Origin of the sequence: Pseudomonas sp. B21-035, assembly GCF_024748945.1 — a bacterium.
In the GTDB taxonomy this organism is placed as follows: Bacteria; Pseudomonadota; Gammaproteobacteria; order Pseudomonadales; family Pseudomonadaceae; genus Aquipseudomonas.
In genome coordinates this window covers 434,167-458,490 of the sequence record NZ_CP087179.1, presented here as the reverse complement: position 1 = coordinate 458,490, position 24,324 = coordinate 434,167, and the positions used below count along the sequence as shown (strand labels likewise).

Annotated in this window: 19 protein-coding genes, 2 pseudogenes and 1 riboswitch; of the genes and pseudogenes, 9 read left to right on the top strand and 12 right to left on the bottom strand. The window is 64.1% G+C overall.

Annotated elements, in window-relative coordinates:
- The first annotated feature begins 58 nt into the window (after window positions 1-58).
- The 6 genes from LOY22_RS02030 (at window position 59) to LOY22_RS02005 (ending at window position 7,290) form a co-directional block, all read left to right on the top strand.
- The gene (locus LOY22_RS02030; protein WP_093376898.1) at window positions 59-568 is read left to right on the top strand and encodes a hypothetical protein; all 510 of its coding nucleotides are present in this window, start codon (window positions 59-61) and stop codon (window positions 566-568) included.
- Between the two features lie 99 nt (window positions 569-667).
- A riboswitch (S-adenosyl-L-homocysteine riboswitch) is annotated at window positions 668-772 on the top strand.
- A gap of 21 nt (window positions 773-793) precedes the next feature.
- A complete protein-coding gene (gene ahcY / locus LOY22_RS02025) occupies window positions 794-2,203 on the top strand; it encodes an adenosylhomocysteinase (protein ID WP_045193826.1) in 1,410 nt (469 codons plus the stop codon).
- A gap of 93 nt (window positions 2,204-2,296) precedes the next feature.
- Window positions 2,297-3,142 (top strand): methylenetetrahydrofolate reductase [NAD(P)H], encoded by an 846-nt coding sequence (gene metF, locus LOY22_RS02020; RefSeq protein WP_045193827.1) that lies wholly within the window; start codon window positions 2,297-2,299, stop codon window positions 3,140-3,142.
- 109 nt (window positions 3,143-3,251) lie between these two features.
- Window positions 3,252-4,334, top strand: a complete 1,083-nt coding sequence (locus LOY22_RS02015) for a hypothetical protein (protein ID WP_093376904.1) — start codon at window positions 3,252-3,254, stop codon at window positions 4,332-4,334.
- A 65-nt stretch (window positions 4,335-4,399) separates the two neighbouring features.
- Window positions 4,400-5,185, top strand: coding sequence for an ABC transporter substrate-binding protein (locus tag LOY22_RS02010; RefSeq protein ID WP_258596022.1), 786 nt, complete (start codon window positions 4,400-4,402; stop codon window positions 5,183-5,185).
- 221 nt (window positions 5,186-5,406) lie between these two features.
- Window positions 5,407-7,290: a DEAD/DEAH box helicase gene (locus LOY22_RS02005; protein WP_176794195.1), complete on the top strand. Its 1,884-nt coding sequence runs from the start codon at window positions 5,407-5,409 to the stop codon at window positions 7,288-7,290.
- Window positions 7,291-7,354: 64 nt separating this feature from the next.
- Here LOY22_RS02005 and LOY22_RS02000 read toward each other — a convergent pair whose 3' ends face one another.
- The 3 genes from LOY22_RS02000 to LOY22_RS01990 form a co-directional block, all read right to left on the bottom strand.
- On the bottom strand, window positions 7,355-7,933 hold the full coding sequence (locus tag LOY22_RS02000) for a YceI family protein (RefSeq protein WP_093376912.1): 579 nt from the start codon (window positions 7,931-7,933) through the stop codon (window positions 7,355-7,357).
- Window positions 7,934-7,967: 34 nt separating this feature from the next.
- A complete protein-coding gene (locus tag LOY22_RS01995) occupies window positions 7,968-8,519 on the bottom strand; it encodes a cytochrome b (protein WP_045193834.1) in 552 nt (183 codons plus the stop codon).
- A gap of 262 nt (window positions 8,520-8,781) precedes the next feature.
- The gene (locus tag LOY22_RS01990; RefSeq protein WP_093376915.1) at window positions 8,782-10,632 is read right to left on the bottom strand and encodes a flavin monoamine oxidase family protein; all 1,851 of its coding nucleotides are present in this window, start codon (window positions 10,630-10,632) and stop codon (window positions 8,782-8,784) included.
- 190 nt (window positions 10,633-10,822) lie between these two features.
- On the opposite strand from LOY22_RS01990, the gene LOY22_RS01985 reads away from it, so the two are divergent.
- Together LOY22_RS01985 and LOY22_RS01980 are read left to right on the top strand one after the other, a co-directional pair.
- Window positions 10,823-12,229, top strand: a complete 1,407-nt coding sequence (locus LOY22_RS01985) for an adenosylmethionine--8-amino-7-oxononanoate transaminase (protein ID WP_045193839.1) — start codon at window positions 10,823-10,825, stop codon at window positions 12,227-12,229.
- A 99-nt stretch (window positions 12,230-12,328) separates the two neighbouring features.
- Window positions 12,329-13,048: a 16S rRNA (uracil(1498)-N(3))-methyltransferase gene (locus LOY22_RS01980; RefSeq protein ID WP_045193840.1), complete on the top strand. Its 720-nt coding sequence runs from the start codon at window positions 12,329-12,331 to the stop codon at window positions 13,046-13,048.
- On the opposite strand, the gene LOY22_RS01975 is transcribed toward LOY22_RS01980, so the two are convergent.
- From LOY22_RS01975 to LOY22_RS01940, 9 genes and pseudogenes are all read right to left on the bottom strand, one after another.
- Window positions 13,045-13,662, bottom strand: a complete 618-nt coding sequence (locus LOY22_RS01975; protein ID WP_045193841.1) for a PAQR family membrane homeostasis protein TrhA — start codon at window positions 13,660-13,662, stop codon at window positions 13,045-13,047. The genes LOY22_RS01980 and LOY22_RS01975 overlap by 4 nt on opposite strands.
- Before the next feature lie 55 nt (window positions 13,663-13,717).
- The gene (locus LOY22_RS01970) at window positions 13,718-14,185 is read right to left on the bottom strand and encodes a chemotaxis protein CheW (RefSeq protein WP_093376918.1); all 468 of its coding nucleotides are present in this window, start codon (window positions 14,183-14,185) and stop codon (window positions 13,718-13,720) included.
- A pseudogene (locus LOY22_RS26945) lies at window positions 14,178-14,564 on the bottom strand (PleD family two-component system response regulator); the annotation flags it as partial. The pseudogene LOY22_RS26945 and the gene LOY22_RS01970, both read right to left, overlap by 8 nt.
- A 129-nt stretch (window positions 14,565-14,693) precedes the next feature.
- Window positions 14,694-18,476 (bottom strand): annotated as a pseudogene (locus LOY22_RS01965) (Hpt domain-containing protein); the annotation flags it as partial.
- Window positions 18,477-19,515: 1,039 nt separating this feature from the next.
- On the bottom strand, window positions 19,516-21,561 hold the full coding sequence (locus tag LOY22_RS01960) for a methyl-accepting chemotaxis protein (RefSeq protein ID WP_045193845.1): 2,046 nt from the start codon (window positions 21,559-21,561) through the stop codon (window positions 19,516-19,518).
- 15 nt (window positions 21,562-21,576) lie between these two features.
- On the bottom strand, window positions 21,577-22,131 hold the full coding sequence (locus LOY22_RS01955; RefSeq protein ID WP_082075373.1) for a chemotaxis protein CheW: 555 nt from the start codon (window positions 22,129-22,131) through the stop codon (window positions 21,577-21,579).
- Entirely contained in the window at window positions 22,128-22,493 is a 366-nt protein-coding gene (pilH, locus tag LOY22_RS01950; protein ID WP_045193983.1) for a twitching motility response regulator PilH, read from the bottom strand. Before pilH ends, LOY22_RS01955 begins: the two co-directional genes overlap by 4 nt.
- A 43-nt stretch (window positions 22,494-22,536) precedes the next feature.
- On the bottom strand, window positions 22,537-22,947 hold the full coding sequence (gene pilG, locus LOY22_RS01945; RefSeq protein ID WP_045193849.1) for a twitching motility response regulator PilG: 411 nt from the start codon (window positions 22,945-22,947) through the stop codon (window positions 22,537-22,539).
- A gap of 37 nt (window positions 22,948-22,984) precedes the next feature.
- Window positions 22,985-23,263 carry a hypothetical protein gene (locus tag LOY22_RS01940; RefSeq protein ID WP_258596004.1) on the bottom strand — a complete coding sequence of 93 codons (279 nt, stop codon included), beginning with the start codon at window positions 23,261-23,263 and terminating at the stop codon, window positions 22,985-22,987.
- Here LOY22_RS01940 and gshB point away from each other — a divergent pair.
- Window positions 23,262-24,215: a glutathione synthase gene (gshB, locus tag LOY22_RS01935; protein ID WP_045193851.1), complete on the top strand. Its 954-nt coding sequence runs from the start codon at window positions 23,262-23,264 to the stop codon at window positions 24,213-24,215. The genes LOY22_RS01940 and gshB overlap by 2 nt on opposite strands.
- The last annotated feature ends 109 nt before the right edge of the window (window positions 24,216-24,324 follow it).

Here is a 24,324-nt window from a genome sequence, read left to right as displayed (position 1 = left end):
CCAGCCGGCGGCGCACACCGCAACCCGCCCCAATTGGTGCTCATGGAAGGAGCTCATCATGGCTACGGAGAAACCTGAACACGTTGTACTGATCGTCGATGCCCAGGGCCTGCTTGCCTCGCTCGACCCTTTGCCCGGCAACCCGGGTACGCCCGTCGCGCTCAACCCTCGCCACCTGTGCATCTTGCACACCCGAGCGGAGCCGGACGGCTCTCTGCTTGTCGACTCCCCCCGACTGACCCTCGAAGCCGGGACCCCGCTACTGCTGCGCATGGTGCCGGTAGCACTGCTCGGCGAAGAAATACTGTTCAGCCACAGCCCTGCCAGCACGCCGCCGCTGACAATCGAGCTGATCGAACAGCACAATCTGCGCCTGGCACGTCCGGAGGCATCCGCACCATTGCAACCGTCGTGCCGCGAGGTCGACGACTACCACTGGCATCTGCACAGCGACCATCCGGGCGAATTCAAGCTGACCTGGCAGGTAATGCTGCTGACCCAGGGCTGCGAGCCGCTGGCATACCTGAGCCTGCACCTGGACCTGCTGGTCACGGCGCCGACCGGCTGAGCCGCAGATTTGTCTTTAGCGCTTGGGAAGCTCGAAAAGCCCGGCTATAATCGCCCGGCATTATTCGACGGTGGCTGCATTGGCCACCGTTCCCGCCACCTGTCCGAGGGGCGCTGCAGCAGGTTCAACCTGTCAGGCTCGGATGGGGCGTTGTCCCGCCAGGCCTGCCTGCGGACACTAAACGCACAACGGCGCCCATTCGCACACTACGAATGGAGGCTCTCAATGAGCGCTGTAAACACGCCTGCTGGTTTTACCGATTACAAAGTCGCCGACATCTCCCTGGCTGCCTGGGGCCGTCGCGAGACCATCATTGCCGAATCGGAAATGCCAGCGCTGATGGGCCTGCGCCGCAAGTACCTTGAAGAGCAACCGCTCAAGGGTGCGAAAATCCTCGGCTGCATCCACATGACCATTCAGACCGCCGTGCTGATCGAAACCCTGGTCGCCCTGGGTGCCGAAGTGCGCTGGTCGTCCTGCAACATCTTCTCGACCCAGGACCAGGCCGCTGCCTCCATTGCCGCTGCCGGCATCCCTGTGTTCGCCTGGAAAGGCGAGACCGAGCAAGAGTACGAGTGGTGCCTGGAGCAGACCATCCTCAAGGATGGCCAGCCATGGGACGCCAACATGATCCTCGACGACGGCGGCGACCTCACCGAGCTGCTGCACAAGAAATACCCGGCGGTACTGGAGCGCGTCCACGGCGTCACCGAAGAGACCACCACCGGTGTGCACCGCCTGCTCGACATGCTGGCCAAGGGCGAGCTGAAAGTCCCGGCGATCAACGTCAACGACTCGGTCACCAAGAGCAAGAACGACAACAAGTACGGCTGCCGTCACAGCCTCAACGATGCCATCAAGCGCGGCACCGACCACCTGCTGTCGGGCAAGCAGGCGCTGGTCATCGGTTACGGTGACGTGGGCAAGGGCTCGGCCCAGTCGCTGCGTCAGGAAGGCATGATCGTCAAGGTTTCCGAAGTTGACCCGATCTGCGCCATGCAGGCCTGCATGGACGGCTTCGAGCTGGTCTCGCCGTTCATCGACGGTATCAACAACGGCACCGAAGCGAGCATCGACAAGGCCCTGCTGGGCAAGATCGACCTGATCGTGACCACCACCGGTAACGTCAACGTTTGCGATGCCAACATGCTCAAGGCCCTGAAAAAGCGCGCCGTGGTCTGCAACATCGGCCACTTCGACAATGAAATCGACACCGCTTTCATGCGCAAGAACTGGGCCTGGGAAGAAGTCAAACCACAGGTACACAAGATCCACCGTACCGGCCACGGCGACTTCGACCCACAGAACGACGACTACCTGATCCTGCTGGCCGAAGGCCGCCTGGTGAACCTGGGCAACGCTACCGGTCACCCAAGCCGGATCATGGACGGCTCGTTCGCCAACCAGGTCCTGGCACAGATCTTCCTGTTCGAACAGAAGTACGCCGACCTGCCAGCCGCTCAGAAAGCCGAGCGCCTGACCGTTGAAGTCCTGCCGAAGAAACTCGACGAAGAAGTGGCCCTGGAAATGGTCCGCGGCTTCGGTGGTGTAGTGACCCAACTGACCCCGCAACAGGCCGAATACATCGGCGTGACTGTTGAAGGGCCATTCAAGCCACACGCCTACCGTTACTGAAAGTTGGTAGCTGCAAGCTGCAAGCTGCAAGCGGTTCGCGCCGCTTCTGCTTGTCGCTTGCGGCTTGTAGCTTGCCGCTGAAGAGAACCTTCTATGTCTCAGGAACGTCGTTACAGCTTCGAGTTCTTCCCGACCAAGACCGATGCTGGACATGAAAAACTGCTCGCCACTGCCCGCCAGCTGGCCAGCTACAACCCGGATTTCTTCTCCTGCACCTACGGTGCCGGTGGCTCGACCCGCGACCGCACGCTGAACACCGTGCTGCAGCTGGAAAGCGAAGTGAAAGTCCCCGCCGCCCCGCACCTGTCGTGCGTCGGCGACAGCAAGGACGACCTGCGCTCGCTGCTGACCCAGTACAAGGCAGCCGGCATCCAGCGCATCGTCGCCTTGCGCGGCGACCTGCCGTCGGGCATGGGCATGGCCAGCGGTGAGCTGCGCTACGCCAACGAACTGGTGGAGTTCATCCGCCAGGAAAGCGGCGATCACTTCCATATCGAAATCGCCGCCTACCCGGAGATGCATCCCCAGGCGCGCAACTTCGAGGACGACCTGAAGAACTTCGTGCGCAAGGCCAACGCCGGCGCCGACAGCGCCATCACCCAGTACTTCTTCAACGCCGACAGCTACTTCTATTTCGTCGAGCGCGTGCAGCAGCTGGGTGTGGATATTCCGGTAGTACCGGGGATCATGCCGATCACCAACTACAGCAAGCTGGCGCGCTTCTCTGACGCTTGCGGCGCCGAGATCCCACGCTGGATCCGCAAGCAGCTGGAAGCCTACGGCGACGATGTGAAGAGCATCCAGGCCTTCGGTGAAGACGTCATCACCCGCATGTGCGAGCAACTGCTGCAAGGCGGCGCTCCAGGGTTGCACTTCTACACCTTGAACCAGGCCGACCCGAGCCTGGCGATCTGGAACAACCTCAAGTTGCCCCGCTGATCGAACCGCTACACCGCAGGTAACAATTGCGTCAGAATACTGAAAAGGCCTTTAGCTTACGCTAAGGGCCTTTCTGCATTCCTGCCCCCAGACGGATTTTCGTGCCTTCATGCGCCAAGGACTTACCCCTGCTCGACCGCAACTCGTTTACCTGGTCTTCGGGCCGCCCACCTACCACCAGGAAGCCCAGTTCAGCATCGTCAGCGCCCTGGCCAACCTGCGCAAGACACCCGGGGAAGCACTTGATATCCAGGTTTACAGCGACAATCCCGAACCCTACCGGCACCTGCCGGTAACTGTTCATCCACTCGACGCCGCCACCCGTGAAGCCTGGAACCAGCCCTACGGCTACCACTTTCGCAGCAAGCACGTGGTGCTGCGTCAGGTGCTGGCCAGCGCGCCCATGGCCGTGCTGATCGATACCGACACGTTCTTCCATCAGTCGCCCATCGAGCTGTTCCGCCGGGTCAAGCCAGGCACCCTGCTGTGCAATGCCATCGGCAGTACCTATGGCAATGATCCTCAGTGCCCGCTGTTCCAGAGCCTGGCAGCAATGCTCGAAGAACGCGGGCTGGCCGACCGGCACATGCCGCTGCTGAACTCCGGGGTGATTGGCCTGATGCAGGAAGATGCGCCATTGCTGGACCGCTCCATCGCCTTGATGGACGAGTACTACCCCCACGCCAACGGCGCCTACACCCTGGAGGAGTTCTGCCTGGGCGTGGCCGCCTACCGGCAGATGCAGGTCAACCAGTGCACCGACCTGATCCATCACTACTGGAGCCGCAAGCAGTTGTTCCGGGCCAAGGTCCAGGCCTGGCTGGCCAAGCACCAGCACGCGCCCCTGAGCGAAGAGGCACTGGCGGATGTCACCCGCGTCAACGCCCAGTTGCCCAAACCGCCGACCTTGCAACGCCTGGGCTACAAGGCGCTGAGCCTGGCCCTGCCGAGCGAACAGCGCCAGTTCATGCGCGAGTTGCTCAATGGCTGCTACGACTACCCCAACGAGTTCGACCGCGCCTGCGCTACGGCCTGGTGGGACAAGGCCCTGGACAATGCCAGGGCTCGCCATCCGCGGCCGATCTGCGCCGATACCCTGCAGCGATGGTTCGAGCACCCAGGCATGCGCCTGTCGCTGGGCCGCAAGCACCGCACGGTGCGTGATTCACTGTTAAAGCGATCACAGCGCTGACAGCCAGGCTGGCTCGACATGCACGGCTACTAGCCATAGCCGTGCACACGTCGTAATCTCCAGCCATGCCCAATTTCACCCGCCTGTTGACCGCGCTGATCCTCACTTGCCTGAGTGCCTTTGCCCACGGCGAGAAGCTGCGTATCGTCACCGAACCCTGGGCCCCCTACGTCTATCTCGAAGACGGCCAGGCCAAAGGCATCGACTATGAGGTCACCGCCGAGGTATTCAAGCGCCTGGGGGTCGAGGTGGAATGGCAGTTCCTGCCCTGGAAGCGCTGCCTGGCGATGATCGAGCAGGGCCTGGCCGATGGCGTGCTGGACATCTTCCAGACCGAACAGCGCGACAGCCAGTTGTTCTACCCCAGCGAGCCGCTGTCCGACGTCGAATTTACCCTGTTCTATGCCAACGCTCGCCCGCACAAGGTCAAGCGCCTGGAAGACCTGCGCGGCCTTACCGTCGGCACTTCGCCCGGTTACAGCTATGGTGGCGCGTTTATCGACTCACCACTGTTCACCCGCGAGCCGGCCCCCACTCACGAGGCCAACTTCGGCAAGCTCCAGCGCGGACGTATCGACCTGTTGATCACCGACCGCCGTGTGGGCCGCTATATGATCAAGACATTGGGCCTGGAACAGCAGATCAGCGAACTGCCTCTGGTGATCAGCCGCCACAGCCAGTACCTGGCGGTGCGCCGCAATGTCGGCATGGACCTGCTGGCCCAGCGCTTTGCCGCCGAGCTGCGGCGCTTCAAGCGCGAGCCGGCCTATGCCGCGCTGCATGCACGCTACGCCGGCACTGCGGAAAACTTTCCAACCGCCGTTGAGCAGCAGGAAAGCAGCATGCGCTGAATGCTCTGTTATACTCGGGCCTTCCCGCCAGGCTTACGCCCGGACGCTCGGCCTTGCAAAAGGCATCCCGACCGGCAGGACAGCGCGGCCCAGAGCCCGCCCGCCGCCCCGGATGCGCATTGAAGACCCTGCTGGACCGGACGCGATAGCATCAGCTGATGCCCGTCGCGCCAGGCAAGATTATCCCATCGGGCTCAGTCCCCATTAGAACAGGATTACTCATGTCCTTTGCTTCCCTCGGTCTCTCCGAGGCTCTAGTTCGCGCCATCGAGGCTGCGGGCTACACCCAGCCCACTCCGGTGCAACAGCGGGCCATTCCCGCCGTGTTGCAAGGCCGCGACCTGATGGTTGCTGCCCAGACAGGTACTGGTAAAACCGGCGGTTTCGCCCTGCCGATCCTTGAACGCCTGTTCCCCGGTGGTCACCCGGACAAATCCCAGCGCCATGGCCCACGCCAGCCGCGGGTACTGGTGCTGACCCCGACGCGCGAACTGGCCGCCCAGGTTCACGACAGCTTCAAGGTTTACGCCCGCGACCTCAAATTCGTCAGCGCCTGCATCTTTGGTGGCGTCGGCATGAACCCACAGGTTCAGGCCATGGCCAAGGGTGTCGACGTGCTGGTGGCCTGCCCCGGCCGCCTGCTGGATCTCGCCGGCCAGGGCAGCGTTGACCTGTCCCACGTCGAGACCCTGGTGCTCGACGAAGCCGACCGCATGCTCGACATGGGCTTCATCCATGATGTGAAGAAGGTCCTTGCCCGCCTGCCGGCCAAGCGTCAGAACCTGCTGTTCTCGGCGACCTTCTCCAAAGACATTACTGACCTTGCCGACAAGCTGCTGCACAACCCCGAGCGCATCGAGGTCACGCCGCCGAACACCACAGTCGAGCGTATCGAGCAGCGCGTCTACCGCCTGCCGGCCAGCCACAAGCGCGCCTTGCTGGCACACCTGATCACCACCGGTGCGTGGGAACAGGTGCTGGTGTTCACCCGTACCAAGCATGGCGCCAACCGCCTGGCCGAGTACCTGGAAAAACACGGCCTGACCGCCGCCGCGATCCACGGCAACAAGAGCCAGAACGCGCGCACCAAGGCCCTGGCCGACTTCAAGGCCGGCAGCGTGCGCATCATGGTTGCCACCGATATCGCCGCCCGTGGCCTGGACATCGACCAGTTGCCGCACGTGGTCAACTTCGAACTGCCCAACGTTGAAGAAGACTACGTTCACCGTATCGGCCGTACCGGTCGTGCCGGTCGTTCGGGCGAGGCCATCTCGCTGGTCGCTCCGGATGAAGAAAAACTGCTCAAGAGCATCGAGCGCGTTACCCGCCAGAAGATCCCGGATGGCGACCTGATGGGCTTTGATGCCTCCAAGGTCGAAGCCGAGAAACCCGAGACCCGTGAGCGTCCGCAAAACAGTCCGCGTGGTGGCCGTGGCCAGCGCGCCGATGGCAGCAATGCCGGTAGCGGCGGTCGCAAGGACAAGGGTAAGGACCAGGGCAAAGACAAAGGCCGCGACAAGGACAAGGAAAAAACCGCGGAGAAATCCGCCGGTGGTCGCCAGGAGCGCAAGCCCCGCGACAACAAACCGCGGCAGGCCCAGTCGGGCCAGCCAGGTGTTCCGCAAGTTCCGGCCAATCGTGATCCGGAAGAGTTCCTGGATGACGAAGTCGACAACTTCGGCAACCGCGCCGACTACGTCAGCCCTTACCAGAACAAGGGCAACCAGGGCCGTAACCGTCGTCCGGGCGCACCTGCCCAGACCGGCACCGGCGCCAGCACCGGTGGCCAGCCACGTGGCGGCCAGCCGCGCAGCAACAACGGTCCGCGCAGCGGTGGTGGTGCTTCGGCCAATGGCGAGAAGCGCGGCGGCGGTGCCCGTAATGGTGGCGGCAGCCGCGACGGTGGCGGTCGCAATCGCCGCCCGGCGCGCGACGATCAAGCGAGCAAAGAGCCGGCCGTGCGCAATCCGCGTGAGGGCCAGCCGCAGCCGAAGATCGTCCACAAGGAGTCGAAGGTCGACCGCTTCCCGACTGCCGAACAGCTCGAGCAGCTGCCAAGCCGTCCACGTGGCGAGAAGCCTGCGCTGCTGACGCGTAACCGCTGATTCAGCGACCGCGCCAACAAAAACGCCGCCCCTAGGGGCGGCGTTTTCGTTTATGCAGCAAGCATTACTTCTGCTTGATGCCTTCGATCGAGATGTCCAGATCCAGGGTCTGCGAAGACGGGCCTGGGCCTTTGATGCCGAAGTCGTTCAGGTTCAGCGTGGTCTTGGCGTTGAAGCCGGCGCGCTCGCCGCCCCATGGATCCTTGCCTTCACCGTTGAAGGTGGCCTTGAAGATGACTGGCTTGGTGACGCCGTGCAGGGTCAGGTCGCCAGTCACGTCAGCAGTTTTCTCACCGGTCGATTTGACAGCGGTGGAGACGAACTTGGCCTCTGGGAACTTGCTCACATCGAGGAAATCTTTGCTGGCGATGTGCTTGTCACGCTCGGCGTGGTTGGACCACAGGCTGGCGGTTTTCAGGTCGACGGCGATCTTGCTGGCTTCAGGCTTGGCGGCGTCCCAGCTGAAGGAGCCATCGAAGTCCTTGAAGGTGCCGTGGATGAAGCTGTAGCCCAGGTGGCTGATCTTCCAGTCAACGAAGGCGTGCTGGCCTTCCTTGTCGATCTTGTAGTCTGCTGCCATTGCCTGACCGGCCGAGAACAGTGCGGTACCGAGCGCCAGAGCGGCAAAAGTCTTTTTCAACATGCGTCTATATCCCTTTTGGAGTTGAGGTTGAACATCAAGCTTTGCGGCCCAGCATGCGGATCAGGGTCGCGTCACGGTCGATAAAGTGGTGTTTCAGGGCTGCCAGGCCGTGCAGCCCGGCAAAGATCACCAGGCCCCAGGCCAGGTAGAAATGGATCTCGCCGGCGACATCGGCCTGATCGGGCAGGTTGCTGACCAGCGCCGGCACTTCAAACAGGCCGAACACCGGGATGCCAACGCCGTCGGCGGTAGAAATCATGTAGCCGGCGAACATCACCGCGAACAGCCCCAGGTACAGCAGGCCATGGCCGGCCTTGGAGGCGAGGCGGGTGAGTTTGCCGTGGTTGGGCAGCGCTGGCGGCGGTGGGCTGAGAAAGCGCCAGAGCACGCGCAGGAGCATCACACCGAGCAGCACCAGGCCGATACTTTTGTGCAGGTCGGGGGCGTCTTTGCGCCATGGGCTGTAGTAGTCCAGGCCCATCATCCACAGGCCCAGGCCGAACAGGCCGAATACAGCCAGTGCAACACCCCAGTGCAGGACGATGCTGACAAAGCCATAACGAGAAGGTGAGTTGCGCAGTTGCATTGCCGTGTTTCCCTGTAAGAACTGTGCTCAGACTAACGATTTATTAATCGAATAAAAGCAGAAAAACTTGCTCTGAAATATCGAGAAATATGATCTTTAGTATGAAACGAAGCTATTAAGGAAACATTAACTACGTGGGAAGGGAAGACCCTGCGGGCCTTGGGGCCGCTGCGCGGCCCATCGCCGGCAAGGCTGGCTCCCACAGGTTCGGTGTGTACTTGCCCCTGTAGGAGCCGGCGTTGCCGGCGATGAAGTCAGCGCATTACTGCGCCTTGGCCTGGGTGTTGGCTACCGGCTTTTTCACTGGTTCCGCCTTGGCGGCGGCTTTTTTCGCAGGCGCAGCCTTGGCTGCGGTTTTCTTCGGCTGTTGCGCCTTGGCTGCCGGCTTTTTCGCCGGTGCCTGCTTGGCCGCTGGTTTGGCCGGAGCGGCTTTCACCGGCGCCTTGGCTGGCTCTTCCTTGGCAACCGGGGCGACCGCAGGTGCTGGCGCCGGCGCAGGGGCCGGAGCCACCTCGGCCTGCTTGGCCGCTGGCTGCTCGGCAGGCTTGTCATCGCTACCGAACATGCGCTTGAAGAAGCCTGGCTTGCCCTCTTCCTTCTTCACCGGCTCTTCGGCCTTGGCCGGCTTGTCGGACGATCCGCCAAACAGGTTGCTGAAGAAATTACCTTTGCTCGCCGCGGCAGCCGCGGTGCCGGCAGCGGCCGTGGCGGCAACCGCCTTGACCGGCTCGAACGACTTGCCCGCGGCCAGGTCCTGGACCTGGCTGGCAGCGCGCTGGCCACTGCGCAGAGCGCCTTCGAGGGTGCCCGGGTACATCGCATCGGTGTGCTCGCCAGCAAAGGCAACCCGCTGCACCGGACGCTCCCACAGGCGCCAGTACTTGCTGATCTGCCCAGGGCCATAGGCCAGGTAGGCGCCACCGGTACCCACGTCAGTGCTGTAACGGCGTACTTCGTAGCCGGTGAAGGCGCCACGGGCTTGCGGGTAGAAGGCGTGCAGACGGATCAGCACCTGGTCGACCATCTGCTTGTCGCCAAAGGCTTGCAGCAGGCGCGCGTTGTCACCGGAGAGGTTGATCACCACGTTAGCGCCGCCCTTGAGCGCAGGCTCGATCCAGAGCATGCCCAGGCCGGTGTTGCTGTAGATCTCGCCAGACATCCGCGCGCGGCTTTCCCACACCGGGGTCTTGAACTTGAGCATCAGCTGGTCGCGCCAGCCGTAGTTGGTGCCCTTGAGGGCGGCCAGGTGCTTGGTGTCCAGGCCCGGAGTCATCTGGATCTTCGACAGCGCGCGCAGCGGTACGGCCAGCACGACGTAGTCGGCCTGGTAACCGACGCTGCCAACCTTGACGGTGACGCCGTCCTTGTCCTGGATGATGGCGCTGACCGGCGACTGGGTCTTGATGGTTTTCAATTGCTTGACGAAGGCCTGGGCCAGCACCGGGCTACCACCTGGCAGGCGTGCGGCGCGCAGGTCACGGTCGCTGACGCCGCGGTAGACGCGGGTCTGCTGGGCGAAATAGAGCAGCGACAGGCGCGACGGCTCGTCATAGCGGGTACGGATCTGCTGGTTGACCAGCTGGCGCGCGGTGGCCGGCAGTTGCAGCTTGTCGAGCCAGCCGGAAACGTTGAGCTGGTCGAGGGCGAACAGGGTGCTGTTGGCCGCCGGGTTCAGCGGATCGTCGATCGAGCGTGCGAGGTCGTCGAGGGTCTTCTCGTAACGCTTGAGCGCTTCGGCGGTGGCCGGTTGCTTGGTGCTGAGGTCGGCGGCGCTGAAATACTCGCCATCGATCAGGTAACCCGGGGTACGCACGAACTCAGGTGCCGGCAAGGTGCTGAGCTTGAAGGCATCCAGGTACTGGTTGAGCACCGGCTGGGCCTTGCTGTTGCCGATCCATTCACTGGTGGCCAGGCCCGAGCGCCCGCCCATACCGGTCTTGGCTTCCAGCAGGGTCACCTGCCAGCCCTTGTTCTGCAACTCATAGGCGGCTGTCAGGCCGGCCAGACCGCCACCGACGACGATTGCCGTCGGGGCCTTGTCCTTGGCCAGCGCAGTGCCGCTGAACAGTCCTATCATTACCAGCGCACAGGCGCGCAGCCAACCAGCAGACATTCGGCGAACTCCGGATCAAAGCAGAAGTGTTTGGGGGGATCCCCCAGAAAGAGTAGCCGAAGGATACGCCACGCCAAGCGCCCCCGCCAGCAACGCCAGCACCCTGATTGCAGCGCACGGGTTGTTCTCGACCGGCGCATTGCATAGGCTTGCGCGGCATGTCCGAGCCGCCGTCGCCAGGAGAATCGAAATGGGCCTCAACCAACAGTGGATGCAACGTGACCTCAAGGTCCTGTGGCACCCCTGCACCCAGATGAAAGATCACGAACAACTGCCGCTGATTCCGATCAAGCGCGGCGAAGGCGTGTGGCTGGAAGACTTCGAAGGCAAGCGCTACCTCGACGCCGTCAGCTCCTGGTGGGTCAACGCCTTCGGCCATGCCAACCCGCGCATCAACCAGCGCATCAAGGACCAGGTCGACCAGCTTGAGCACGTGATTCTCGCAGGCTTCAGCCACCAGCCGGTGATCGAGCTGTCCGAGCGCCTGGTGCAGATCACCCCCGAAGGCCTGGACCGGGTGTTCTACGCCGATAATGGTTCGTCCTGTATCGAAGTGGCGCTGAAAATGAGCTTTCACTACTGGCTGAACAAAGGCCAGCCAGAGAAGAAGCGCTTCGTCACCCTGAGCAACAGCTATCACGGCGAGACCATCGCGGCGATGTCGGTCGGCGACGTGCCGTTGTTCACCGAGACCTACAAGGCGCTGCTGCTCGACACCATCAAGGTGCCAAGCCCCGATTGCTACCTGCGCCCCGAGGGCATGGGCTGGGAAGAGCACTCGCGCAACATGTTCGCGGCCATGGAGCAGACCCTGGCTGAACACCACGCCACGGTCGCCGCGGTGATCGTCGAACCGCTGATCCAGGGCGCCGGTGGCATGCGCATGTACCACCCGGTATACCTCAAGCTGCTGCGCGAGGCCTGTGACCGCTATGGCGTGCACCTGATCCACGACGAGATCGCCGTGGGCTTTGGCCGCACCGGGACGATGTTCGCCTGCGAACAGGCCGGCATCCGCCCGGATTTCCTGTGCCTGTCCAAGGCCCTGACCGGTGGCTACCTGCCGCTGGCCGCGTGCCTGACCACCAACGAGGTGTACAGCGCCTTCTACGACGATTACCCGACCCTGCGCGCCTTCCTCCACTCGCACAGCTACACCGGCAACCCACTGGCCTGTGCCGCGGCGCTGGCGACCCTGGATATCTTCGCGCAGGACAATGTCATCGAGGCCAACAAGGCCCTGGCCCAGCGCATGGCCAGCGCCACCGAGCACCTGGTCGACCACCCGCAAGTTGGCGAAGTGCGCCAGACCGGCATGGCCCTGGCCATCGAGATGGTCCAGGACAAGGCCAGCAAGACCGCCTACCCGTGGCAGGAACGCCGTGGCCTGAAGGTCTTCGAGCACGCCCTGAGCCGTGGCGCCCTGCTGCGCCCGCTGGGCAGCGTGGTGTATTTCCTGCCGCCATACGTGATCACCCCGGAGCAGATCGACTTCCTCGCCGAGGTGGCCACCGAGGGTATCGACATTGCCACCAGCAGCCGCGTCAGCGTGGCAGTGCCGGCTGATTTTCACCCTGATTTCCGCGATCCGGGCTAACAGCATCGCGGGGCAAGCCCGCTCCTGCAAAGATCCCTGTAGGAGCGGGCTTGCCCCGCGATGAAGCCCGCACTGCCAACACATTTTTAGAGTTAGTACATGAGACTGTCCCGCTTTTTCATCGACGCCCCCCTGAGCCTCGGCGCCCACGACCTGCCCGAAGCCCAGGCCCACTACATCGGCCGCGTGCTGCGCATGGCGGTTGGCGATGCCGTGCAACTGTTCGACGGCAGCGGCCAGGAGTTTCGCGGCCAACTGCTGGAAGTCGGCAAGAAAACCGTCCGCGTGCAGCTCGACGAAGCCTTCGCCGGGCAAGCCGACTCCAGCCTGCAAGTTCACCTCGGCCAGGGCCTGTCGCGCGGCGAGCGCATGGACTGGGCAATCCAGAAGGCCACCGAACTGGGCGTCAGCGCTATCACCCCGATCGTCAGCGAGCGCTGCGAAGTACGCCTCAAGGATGAACGCGCCGACAAGCGCATGGCTCATTGGCGCCAGGTGGCGATCAGCGCCTGCGAGCAATGCGGGCGCTCCAGCGTACCGGTCATCCACCCGCCACAGCCGCTGGCAGACTGGCTCAAGGCCTGCGACCAGGACCTCAAGCTGGTCCTGCACCCGGTCGCCGAACCCATGGTCAGCCATCAGCAGCCCGCCAGCCTGGCGTTTTTGATCGGCCCAGAAGGCGGCCTCAGCGAGGCCGAAGTCGAGCAGGCCAAGGCCACCGGCTTCCATGCCGCACGCCTGGGCCCGCGCGTATTGCGCACCGAAACCGCGCCAGTCGTGGCCCTGGCCGTGGCCCAGCAGCTGTGGGGCGACTTCTAGAGCACGTAGAAGAACACCGCGATGAAGTGCAGCAGGCTGCCGGCGATCACGAACAGGTGCCAGATGCCATGCCAATGGCGAAAGCGGCTGTCGTAGGCAAAGAAGATGATGCCGATGGTGTAGAACGCGCCACCGGCCGCTAGCCAGGCAAAGCCTGCGGCGCCGAGGCTGGCGAGCAGCGGCTTGACCGCCACCAGCACGATCCAGCCCATCAGCGCATAGATGATGATCGACATGACCCGCGCTTCGGAGCGCGGCTTGATCTCTTGCAGCATGCCGATCACCGCCAGCCCCCAGACCACCCCGAACAGGCTCCAACCCCAGGGCCCGCGCAGGCTGACCAGGCAGAACGGCGTATAGCTGCCGGCAATCAACAGGTAGATCGACAGGTGATCGAGCTTGCGCATGATCACTTTGGCTTTGCCGCGCACGCTGTGATAAAGGGTCGAGATGCTGTAAAGCAACAGCAGGGTAAAGCCATAGATCGCCAGGCTGACGATCTTCCAGGGGTCGCCTTGCAGGCTCGCCACCACCAGCAGCCAGATGGCGCCGATGCAGGCCAGAACGGCGCCGACCAGATGGGTCCAGGCGTTGAAACGTTCACCGTGATACATGCAACAGGATCCTCCTGACTTAAAACAGGTCTCCCATCCTACACAGGCAAATGCTTCAAACCACCCCTGCGTCTACCAACAGTTGCTCCAGCGCGGGCAGGTCCGGCACCCGTGCCACCTGTTCGCCCACCTGTACCGCCGCCAGCTCCAGGCCGGCCAGCGGCACATCGACGTAGTTGAGCTGGCTGTCGAGCTTGCACGAGCGCGGAATACCCTGCACCAGCAAGGCGACAAAGCGCAGCGGGCTGTCGCCCAGGGCATTGAGCACGACGATCCGCGCCCGCTCGCCAACCTGCAACTGGCCGTCGCAGGCCGACTCGAAGCTCAGCAGCGGCAGGCGCTGGCCCCGCCAGTCGATCCAGCCAAGCATCCACTCGGGCGCGTCCAGCGCCGGGCTGCCGGCCTGAAAGCCGATCAGTTCGGCCACGGCCACGTTGGGCAGTACCAGGCAGCGATCGCTCAAGGGCAGCAGCAGGCCGGTGAGGCTGCTGCGCCGGTTTTGCCGGGCCGGTTGTTCAAGCATCGCGGCGACTCCATTGGGCGATGCTCTGCAGCAGCACCGATTCCTGATAGGGCTTGCCCAGGTAGTCATTGACGCCGATGGCCATGGCCCGGTCGCGGTGTTTCTGGCCGGTACGCGAAGTGATCATGATGATCGGCAGGTCCTTGAGCCTGGGGTCGTGGCGGATCTGCGTGGCGACCTCAAAGCCGTCCATGCGCGGCATCTCGATATCCAGCAGGAGAATGTCCGGGCGATGCTCCTGCAGCAGGGCCATGGCATCGACCCCGTCCTTGGCGGTCAGTACGTTCATGCCGTGGCGTTCGAGCAGGCGGCCGGTAACCTTGCGCACCGTCACCGAGTCATCCACCACCATTACCAGCAGCGGCCGTTGCGGCAAGCTGCCATGGCTGTCCCGGCGCAGGCCTTCGCTGCTGTGCTGGTGCAGCGCCAACTGCTGCTGCAAACCGCGCAACTGGCCGAGCAGATCGAGAATCAGCACCACCCGGCCATCGCCCAGCAAGGTCGCCCCGGACAAGCCCTGGACCGCGGCAAACTGCGGCCCCAGGCTTTTGACCACGATCTCGCGGCTGGCCGCCAGGCCATCGACCTGCACAGCGTATTGCTGGTCGTGGGAGTGCACCAGCAGCACCGGCAGCGGCAGGCTCTGGCCCAACAGTTTCGGCTGCGCCGCCCCCTGCAGCAGCTCGCCCAGGTAGCGCAGCTCGTAGCGATGCCCGGCGTACTGGTAATGCGGCGGATCAAGCTGATAGCACGCCTCGAGTTCGGCCGGCGGCACGCGGACGATCCCTTCGATGGTATTGAGCGGAATCGCGTACTGCTCTTCGCCGTAGTGCACCATCAAGCCACGGTTGATGGACACCGTGAATGGCAGGCGAATCAAAAAGCGCGCGCCCTTGCCCGGCTTCGACTCGATCACCATCGAACCTCCGAGCTGCTTGACCTCTTCATGGACCACGTCCATGCCCAGGCCGCGGCCGGAAATCTGGGTGATCTTCTCGGCGGTGGAAAACCCTGGCTGGAGGATGAACTGCATGATCTCGTGGTCACTGAGCACCGCTGCAGGGTCGAGCAAACCACGCTTGATCGCCTTGCGCCGCACGGCTTCCAGCGGCACCCCGGCACCGTCGTCGGTCATTTCGATGACGATGTCGGCGCCTTCATGCAGCAGGTTCAGCGAGATCAGCCCGTGCGCAGGCTTGCCCGCTGCCAGGCGCGCCTCGCGCGACTCCAGGCCATGGTCGACGGCGTTGCGCAGCATGTGCTCCAGCGGCGCCATCATGCGTTCCAGAACGCTGCGGTCCATCTCGCCCTCGGCATTGCCGACCACCAGTTCGACCTGCTTGCCCAGCTCGCTGGAGACCTGTCGCACTACCCGCTGCAAGCGCGGCACCAGGCGCTCGAACGGCACCATGCGGGTGCGCATCAGGCCTTCCTGCAGGTCGCTGTTGACCCGCGCCTGTTGCTGCAACAGGCTGTGCGCGTCATGGGCGCGCACGCTCAGGGTTTCCTTGAGGTCGAGCAGGTCGGAGGCCGATTCGAACAACGCTCGCGACAACTGCTGCAGCTGCGAATGGCGGTCCATTTCCAGCGGGTCGAAATCGTCGTAGGCCTGGCCGTCGCCATCGGCCTGGCGGCTGAGGATGCGCCCCTGGGTTTCGGTATCCAGGCGGCGCAACTGGTCGCGCATGCGCTCCAGGGTGGTTTCCATCTCGTTCAGGGCCACTTGGGCGTCATTGACCTGCTGCTCAATGCGGCCACGGATGATCGAATTCTCTCCGGCCAGGTTGCCCAGGTCATCAAGCAGCTCCGAGGCCACCTTGACCATATCCCCGGCGCCACGCTCAGGGGCGGTCACCGGCAGCTCTGGCGGCGCCGTATCCGGGTGCGCCTGACCGGCAGCGGTATCGGCCAATGCGGCGCTGCTGAAGTTGCGGATGTAGTCGATCAGCGCCGTGGCCGCGTGCAACGGTTGCTGCAGGCGCACCGCATCGAGCATGTGCGCCAGGCGGTCGTGGCAATTCTGCAGCAGGCTGAACAGCGCCGGGCTCGGTTGCAACTGGCCGGCGGCGAGCAGTTCGTAGAGAAACTCCAGTTCATGGGCCAGATCGCCGATCGGCCCGATCTCGACCATCCGCGCACCGCCCTTGAGGGTGTGCAGGTCGCGCAGCAGGTTCTCTACCTCAACGCCATTACGCGGTTCGGCCTGCCAGCGCAGCAAGGCCGCGCTGGAGCTTTCGACCAGGTCCAGGCTTTCTTCGAGGAAGATCTCCAGCAGCTCTTTGTCGCCGGCATCCTGCTGCGCTTCGACGGGTTTATCCACAGGCACCGGCGGCGGCGCCTCATGACGAAACTCGCGCAGCGCCGCCAGCAGCTCTACCTGGGCAGCCGGCACCTGGCCTTGCTGCAGTTGTTCGAGCATCTGCGCCAGTTGCTGGTGGCTGCGCTTGAGCAGGGCAAACAGCTCGGCGCCAGGGCTGAAGCGCCGGTCCACCAAACCTTCGTAAAGCAGCTCAAGCTCTTGTGCCAGCACCTCGAACGCGCCCATGGCGGCCATCTGCGCGCCCCCCTTGAGGGTTTGCAGGTCGCGGGCCAGCGACGACAGCGCCGAGGCGTTGTCGGTATCCAGTAGCCAGCGCGCCAGGGCCTGGTCGGCGCTGTCGAGAATGTCGCTGGCTTCATCGAGAAACAGTTCGAGCATGGCCGGGTCCGGCGCTTGGGCCGCAAGTTCGGCGGTGGCACTGGCAAGCTCGGTGATTGTCCCGCCCTGGCTATTGACCAGGCCCATGGCCGATGGGTCGAGGCCTTCGTCAAGCAGCTCGCGCAAGGCCTGCAGGCGTTCCGGACGCGGGTCGACTTCCTGGCCGGCGGCGATCTGGTCGAGCATGTCGATCAGCGCTTCATGGGCGCTTTGCGCCTCGCTGAAGAACCGCGGGCTGACCGCCAGGCTGCTCTCCTCCACGGCGCCATAGAGGTCGAGCAAGGCTTCACACAGCTCATCCACCTGCCACAGGTCGGCCAGGTGTGCGCTTTGGCCGAGGGTGGTCAGTTCATCAAGCAGGGCATTGAGTTCCTGGCGCTCGCCCGGGTGCTCCTGCCAGCGCAAAAGCAACGATTCGGCGTCGAGCAGGATGTCCATGCCTTGGGCCAGGAAGCTGGCAATCAGTTGCGGGTCGCGCTTGACCCGCAGGCCCTGGCTTGGCGCCTCGAGCAAAGCTTGCAGGCGCGCATCGACCACCTGGTGAATATCGGCGATCAGCGTCGCGGCCCCGGCAATCGGCGCCAGAGGCGCGCTGGAGAGCTGCTGCACGCCACGGCGCAGCAGCGGCTCGGCAGTTTCCAGCAGGTAGATTTCTTCCAGGTCGAAGGCCAGCTGATGGGCCTTGAACTCCCGCGCCAGCAAGTCCAGGGCGCCGGCCAGCTCGGCAATCGGTACTACCCCGGCCATCGCCGCACTGCCCTTGAGGGTGTGCAGGGCGCGCTGCAGGTTATCGCTGACTGCCAGCGGCAACTGCTTGTCGGCCTCGTGCAGGAAGGCTTCGAGACTGTCCAGGTGACCCAGGGCTTCGTTGCGAAAGATCTCCAGCAATTGCGGGTCGATGGCTTCGCCGGCCTCGGCCTCGCTGCGCGGGTCGTTCATGGCCAGGGCGTGCAGGTGCGCGGCCAGTTGTTCAACCTGCGGATGCGCCGGCGCCAGTGCCTGGGCAAACTCGCCGAGCAAGCCAGGCAGTGTGTCCAGCGCTTGCTGCAAGGCGGCCAGGGGCGCTGCACCGATATCTACCCGGCCCTCGAGCACGCGATTGAGCAGGTGCTCCGCCGCCCAGGCCAGTTCCCCCAGCACCTGGGCGCGGACCATCCGCCCGCTACCCTTGAGGGTGTGCAGACCGCGGCGCAGTTCGATCAGGGCGTCACGATCGGCGCCGTCGGCTTGCCAGCGCGTCCACATCTGATTGAGCAAAGGCAGAAGTTCGTGGGCCTCTTCGAGGAAAATTTCCCGCAGCTCGTCGTCGATTGGTGCTTCTTCATCCGCCGCAACAACAGGCGCTTCCACCAACGCCGGTTCCGGCTCGGGCCGATAACCCAAAGCAGCCAGGCTGTGCTGCGCCGCCTCGAGGAACCGCGAAGGGTTGGCCTGGGGATCGGCAATCAGCCATTGCAGGTAGCATTCACAGGCACTCACGGCCTCGGCCAGGTGGCTCAGGGCTGCAGTATCCGCCAGGGTCTCGCTGCCCAGCAGCTGTGCATGCACGTAGTCGCCGCACTGCCCGATCAACGCCGCTGCGCGCGGCAGCATCAGCATCGCCAGCGCGCCACGCACCTGTTGCAGCAGGCCCGGCACTGGCTGCAGACGCTGCGGCTGCCAGCCGGCGTCGAGGCAATCGCCGATCAGGTCCTTGACCTGCTGCAGCACGGCGAAGGCTTCCTCCAGCACCAGCTGGCGAATCTCCGCCAGGTCGGTGCCCGGCAGCGGGCTCTGGCTGTTCTGCTCCAGCGGCCCGACCATGCCGGCCAGGGTGGCCTCGACATACAGCAGCGCGCCGGCGATATCCATCAGCAGCGCATCGGCAGGCTCGCGCTGACCCTGGGCCAGGCTTTGCAGCACCAGCACCTGGTCGATGATCACCCGCCGCGGCTGGCCGAAGCCGAGGACCGCCAGGGTGTCGGCGATCTGGCGCAGCGGTGCCAGTAACGGCTCCAGTTCATCCAGATGCTGGCGGTCGCCGCGCACGAACTGGTCGAGGCGCTCCTTGACCCGCTTGAGGTCTTCGCACAGGGCGGCAACCACCGAACGCAAGGCATCACGATCCGGCCCGGCCTGCAGGCGATCGCGCCAGGTGCCCAGGTACAGGTCGAGGTTGGCCAGCTCTTCGGCGTCGGCCGGGCTGCTGCTCAGCAGGCTGTCCTGGGCCAGGGCCTGGGCACCGCGCTCGGCACGCAATTGGTTGAGCACTGGCAACACCACCAACGGCAAGTCGCGGCGGGCGCTGCGCAGGCGCTCCAGATACAGCGGCAATTGCTCAAGGCCGCGAAACAACGCGCCCAGCGCTTCACCGCGCTGGCTGGCGCGGCCCTGGCGCAAGGCCAGGCCCAGTTGTTCCATTTCTTCGGCGAGCAGCGCCGCGCCGTGCAGTTCGAGCATCAGCAGGCAGCCGCGCACCTGGTGCAGCTGTTCGACGAATCCGTCGAGCACCGCTTCATCGCCGGGCTCGGCGGCAAAGTGTTCAAGGGTCAGGCGCGCCTGGCCCAGGCAGTCGGCGATCGCCCCTCTGACCCAGGCCAGCGCCACCGTATCGTGCCGATCCGCCATAACTGCTCCCATCACCATGATGCCCTCAACGCGGTGGCGTCGGCGGCAGGGTAAAACCGGACACCGAGCGGCGCATTTCACTGGCCATGCGCGCCAGGTTACCGATGCTCTCGGCGGTGGCGGTGGAGCCGGCCGAAGTTTGTGAGGTGATCTGCTGGATCACCGACATGGTATGCGAGATCTGCCCGGCCGAAGAGGTCTGCAGCTGGGCGGCGTCGGAGATGCTGTGAATCAGGTCGGCGAGGGTCTGCGACACGCCTTCGATTTCGGCCAGGGCGACCCCGGCATCCTGGGCCAGGCGCGCACCGCGCACCACTTCGGCGGTGGTCTGCTCCATGGAGATCACCGCTTCGTTGGTGTCGGCCTGAATGGTACGCACCAGCGCTTCGATCTGCCGCGTGGCCGACGATGAGCGTTCGGCCAGGCGCTGTACCTCGTCGGCAACCACGGCAAAACCGCGCCCGGCTTCACCGGCCAGCGAAGCCTGGATCGCCGCGTTGAGGGCGAGGATGTTGGTCTGGTCGGCAATGTCGTCGATCAGGCTGACGATATCGCCGATCTCCTGGGACGACTCGCCCAGGCGCTTGATCCGCTTGGCGGTGTCCTGGATCTGCTCGCGGATGTTGTCCATGCCGTTGATGGTGTTGTGCACCACCTCGTTGCCCTTGTTGGCGATAGCCACCGAACGCTCGGCCACCTTGGCCGATTCGTAGGCGTGGGTGGAAACGCGGTCGATGGATTCAGCCATGTCGCCCACCGCCACCGAGGCATCGCTGATCTGCTGGGCCTGGTGCTCGGAGGCCTTGGCCAGTTGGCGCGCGGTGTTCTGGGTGTCTTGCACGGCGGCGGCAACTTCCTCGGCGCTGAGGTTGATGGTCGCCACCAGGTCGCGCAGCTGGTCGATGGAGTAATTGATCGAATCGGCAATGGCGCCGGTGAAGTCTTCGGTCACCGACACGGTTACGGTCAGGTCGCCGTCAGCAAGGTCTTCAATTTCGTCGAGCAGGCGCATGATCGCCTGCTGGTTGCGCTCGTTCTTCTCGGCAGTTTCGTGCAACTGGCGGTGGGTGGTGCGAACCATCACCAGGCCGATGAGAATGATCGACGCCAGCGCCAGCAAACCCAGTACATAGCCGCCGACGGTATCCAGGGTTCGGCCGCCTGCCAGGTTTTCAAACCCGGTGGCCAGGCGCGAGGCTTCATCGAGCAGGGTTTGCGAAAGGCCGAAGATGCTCCCGGCGGCTTCGCGCACACGGAACAGCTCGGGCGAGGTTTCGAGGATTTCGTCGACGGAGCCTGCGACAAACTGGAACAGCTCGGCGATCTCGCCCAGGCGCGCGCGGGCGTCCGGATCCTGCACGCGGGTAACCTGGATCGCTTCGTTACCGCCGAGCATGGCCTCGAGCACCTGGCCGAAACGGCTGGCGTCGCGGCCGAAGGCATCGGCGGCCTGCACAGCGGTGTCGTCGCCGGCCAGTACGGTATTCACCGAGCCAAGAATACGCTCGGCCAGCAACGACTGGCGCTGGGCCACGGCCACCTGGCTGGCCGGCGCACCGCTTTGCAGGAGGATCTCGACGACCTTCTCGTACTCCACCTGCAACTGCGGCACGGTTTCGGCCAGGGTCGCGGCGACCTGGTGCAACGACAGCACGGTCTGCTCGCTGGCCAGGATGGTGTCGGTGTTCTTGCGCAGGTTTTCCCAGTCGCGCAGCACCGCGTCCATTTCCTTGCGCACCGCCGGCGGCGCAGCGGGCAGGCCGGTGCTGGCATCGCCCTTTTTCAGGTAGCCCCAGCGCTGTTCGAAGTCGTTGCGCGCCTCGCTCAACAGGCGGAAGGCCACGGCCTTGCCGGCCGCCGCTTCAGTGGCGTTCTTGGCGATGCGCTGGGACAGCACGCGCAGTTCGCCGGCATGGCCGATGTACTGCTTGTCGTAGTTGGCCTGGGTGTTGAGGTAGGCGAAGTTGGCGAACAGCAGGATGATCGACAGGATCAGCACCACGAACAGCGCCGCGATCTGCGCGCTGCTGCGGGAACCCTGGGGCGATGGAGCCGTCTTGGTCGTGGTCACGGAGGTGGCATTCCTTTACAGCGCGACATCGAGGAAACCCGGCGCCTGGGCCAGGGCGAAGGGGCTGAAGATCGCCCAGCTGCGCTCACGCTGGAAATGCCCCTGGACGAAGGGCGCGGCCGCACTGAGCAACGGCGTTGGCGGCGACAGGTCGAGGCTGTGCAGCGGGAAATGCTGCAAACCCAGCACTTCATCGACCAGCAAGCCGGCAAACAACTCGTCATGGTCGAGCACCAGCACTCGTCGCTGCTTGCGCGGTGCCGACAGGCCCAGGGCGAAGAAACCGCAGAGGTCCATCACCGGCAGCAGCCGGCCACGCAGGTTGGCGACGCCGCTGACCCAGGGCTTGACCCCGGGGATGCGGCTCAGGCGCGGCTCGTGCAGCACTTCGGCGACTTCGCCCATGGGCGCGACGAACCACTGTTCGGCAATGCGAAAGCCGATGCCGCTCCAGCTCTGCAGGCGGGTTTCCTGCAACGGCAGGTCGGCGGCCAGCAGCCGGCAGCGCCGGTCGATGTCCAGCAGCAGCTCGAAGGCCGTCAGCGACTCGCCCATGGGCTGGGTGGTCAACCTTTGAGCACGTCGTTGAGCTTTTTGATCAGGGTGTCTTCGTCCACCGGCTTGGTCAGGTAGTCCTTGGCGCCCTGGCGCTGGCCCCAGACCTTGTCGGTCTCCTGGTCCTTGGTGGTGACGATGATCACCGGGATATGCGCGGTTTCCGGGTCTTTGCTCAACTGGCGGGTGGCCTGGAAGCCGTTGACCCCGGGCATGACGATGTCCATCAGTACCGCATCGGGCTTTTCGTGGCGGGCCAGGGCTACGCCATCGGCGCCGTTTTCGGCCTTGAGCACTTCATGCCCGTGCTTTTCGAGCATACCGGTCAGTTTGTACATTTCGGTCGGCGAATCGTCGACGATCAGAACTCGGGCCATGCTGTTCCCCATAAGGAATAGACGCCTGCGCGGCGGCGCAACGTCAGGGTGCGTGTTGTTCTTCTGCGGCGAATCCGGGCACATGGGCCTTGATTGCGTCCAGCAGCTCTTCCTTGCTGAAAGGTTTGGTCAAAAATTGATCAGAGCCGACGACACGGCCACGGGCCTTGTCGAACAGGCCATCGCGGGACGACAGGAGAATCACCGGCGTGTCCTTGAAGGTGCTGTTCTGCTTGATCAGGGCGCAGGTCTGGTAGCCGTCCAGACGCGGCATCAGCACGTCGACGAAAATGATCTGCGGCTGGTGGTCGATGATCTTGGCCAGGGCATCGAAACCGTCGATGGCCGTGATGACCTCACATCCTGCTTCACCGAGCAATATCTGGGCGGTGCGGCGAATCGTCTTGGAATCGTCGATCACCATCACCTTCAATGCCGCGCCGGGCTGTTCCATAATTGCTCTACCATCGCTGCTCGCTATGAGCGGCAAGCTACAAGTTTCTGGCGGCAAGAAAAAGCAGGGTGAACGCGGCGTGCTTTTTCTTGTGGCTTATGGCTTGTGGCTTGCAGCTGGAGACGGCCGTGCAGGCCACGTGCCAGGCCTTTTTAGCACACTCTGGGGGGTGCATTCCATCGGCCCGCGCCGACACCCGGCGCAGCGCCGCCCAGGATGCGTTTTTCCCTTGACCGCCAGCGCTGCGAGCGCCACCCTGACGCCACTTTTCATTCGAGCCAATGCGGCCCATTGCCGCTGAGAGGATTTTGCCCATGAGCGTTCGCCTCGGGATTGTCATGGACCCCATTGCGCGCATTTCCTATAAAAAGGACAGCTCGCTGGCCATGTTGCTGGCCGCCCAGGAGCGCGGCTGGTCGCTGTTCTACATGGAGCAGCAGGACCTCTACCAAGGCGCCGGCCAGGCCCGCGCACGCATGCGCCCGCTGAAAGTGTTCGCCGACCCGGAGCACTGGTTCGAGCTGGACGCCGAGCAAGACAGCGCCCTGAGCGAGCTGGACGTGATCCTGATGCGCAAGGATCCACCGTTCGACATGGAGTTCGTCTACAGCACCTACCTGCTGGAACAGGCCGAAGCCGCCGGCGTGCTGGTGGTCAACCGCCCGCAGAGCCTGCGCGACTGCAACGAAAAGCTGTTCGCCACGCTGTTCCCGCAGTGCACGCCACCGACCCTGGTCAGCCGCCGCGCCGATATCCTGCGCGAATTCGTCAACCAGCAGGGCGACACCATCCTCAAGCCGCTGGACGGCATGGGCGGCACCTCGATCTTCCGCCATCGCCCGGGCGACCCGAACCTCTCGGTAATCCTCGAGACCCTGACCGGCAACGGCACCCAGCAAATCATGGCGCAAGGCTACCTGCCGGCCATCAAGGACGGCGACAAGCGTATCCTGATGATCGACGGCGAGCCGGTGCCCTATTGCCTGGCGCGCATTCCGGCCTCGGGCGAAACCCGTGGCAACCTTGCCGCCGGCGGCCGTGGCGAAGCCCGCCCGCTGACCGACCGCGACCGCTGGATCGCCGCACAGGTCGGCCCGACCCTGCGCGAGAAGGGCCTGCTGTTCGTCGGCCTGGACGTGATCGGCGAGCACCTGACCGAAATCAACGTCACCAGCCCGACCTGCATCCGCGAGATCGACAACGCCTTCGGCACCCAGATCGGCGTGCAGTTGATGGATGCCATTGATCGCAAGCTCAAGGCGCGCTGACAGCCGACGCGGAGCAACCGCGCAGAGTGGGGTATCATGCCGGTCGTTTTTATGACCTGGGCACCTGCTCTGCCGGTTTCCCCCGGTCTTTGCAGCTGCTGGATACCTG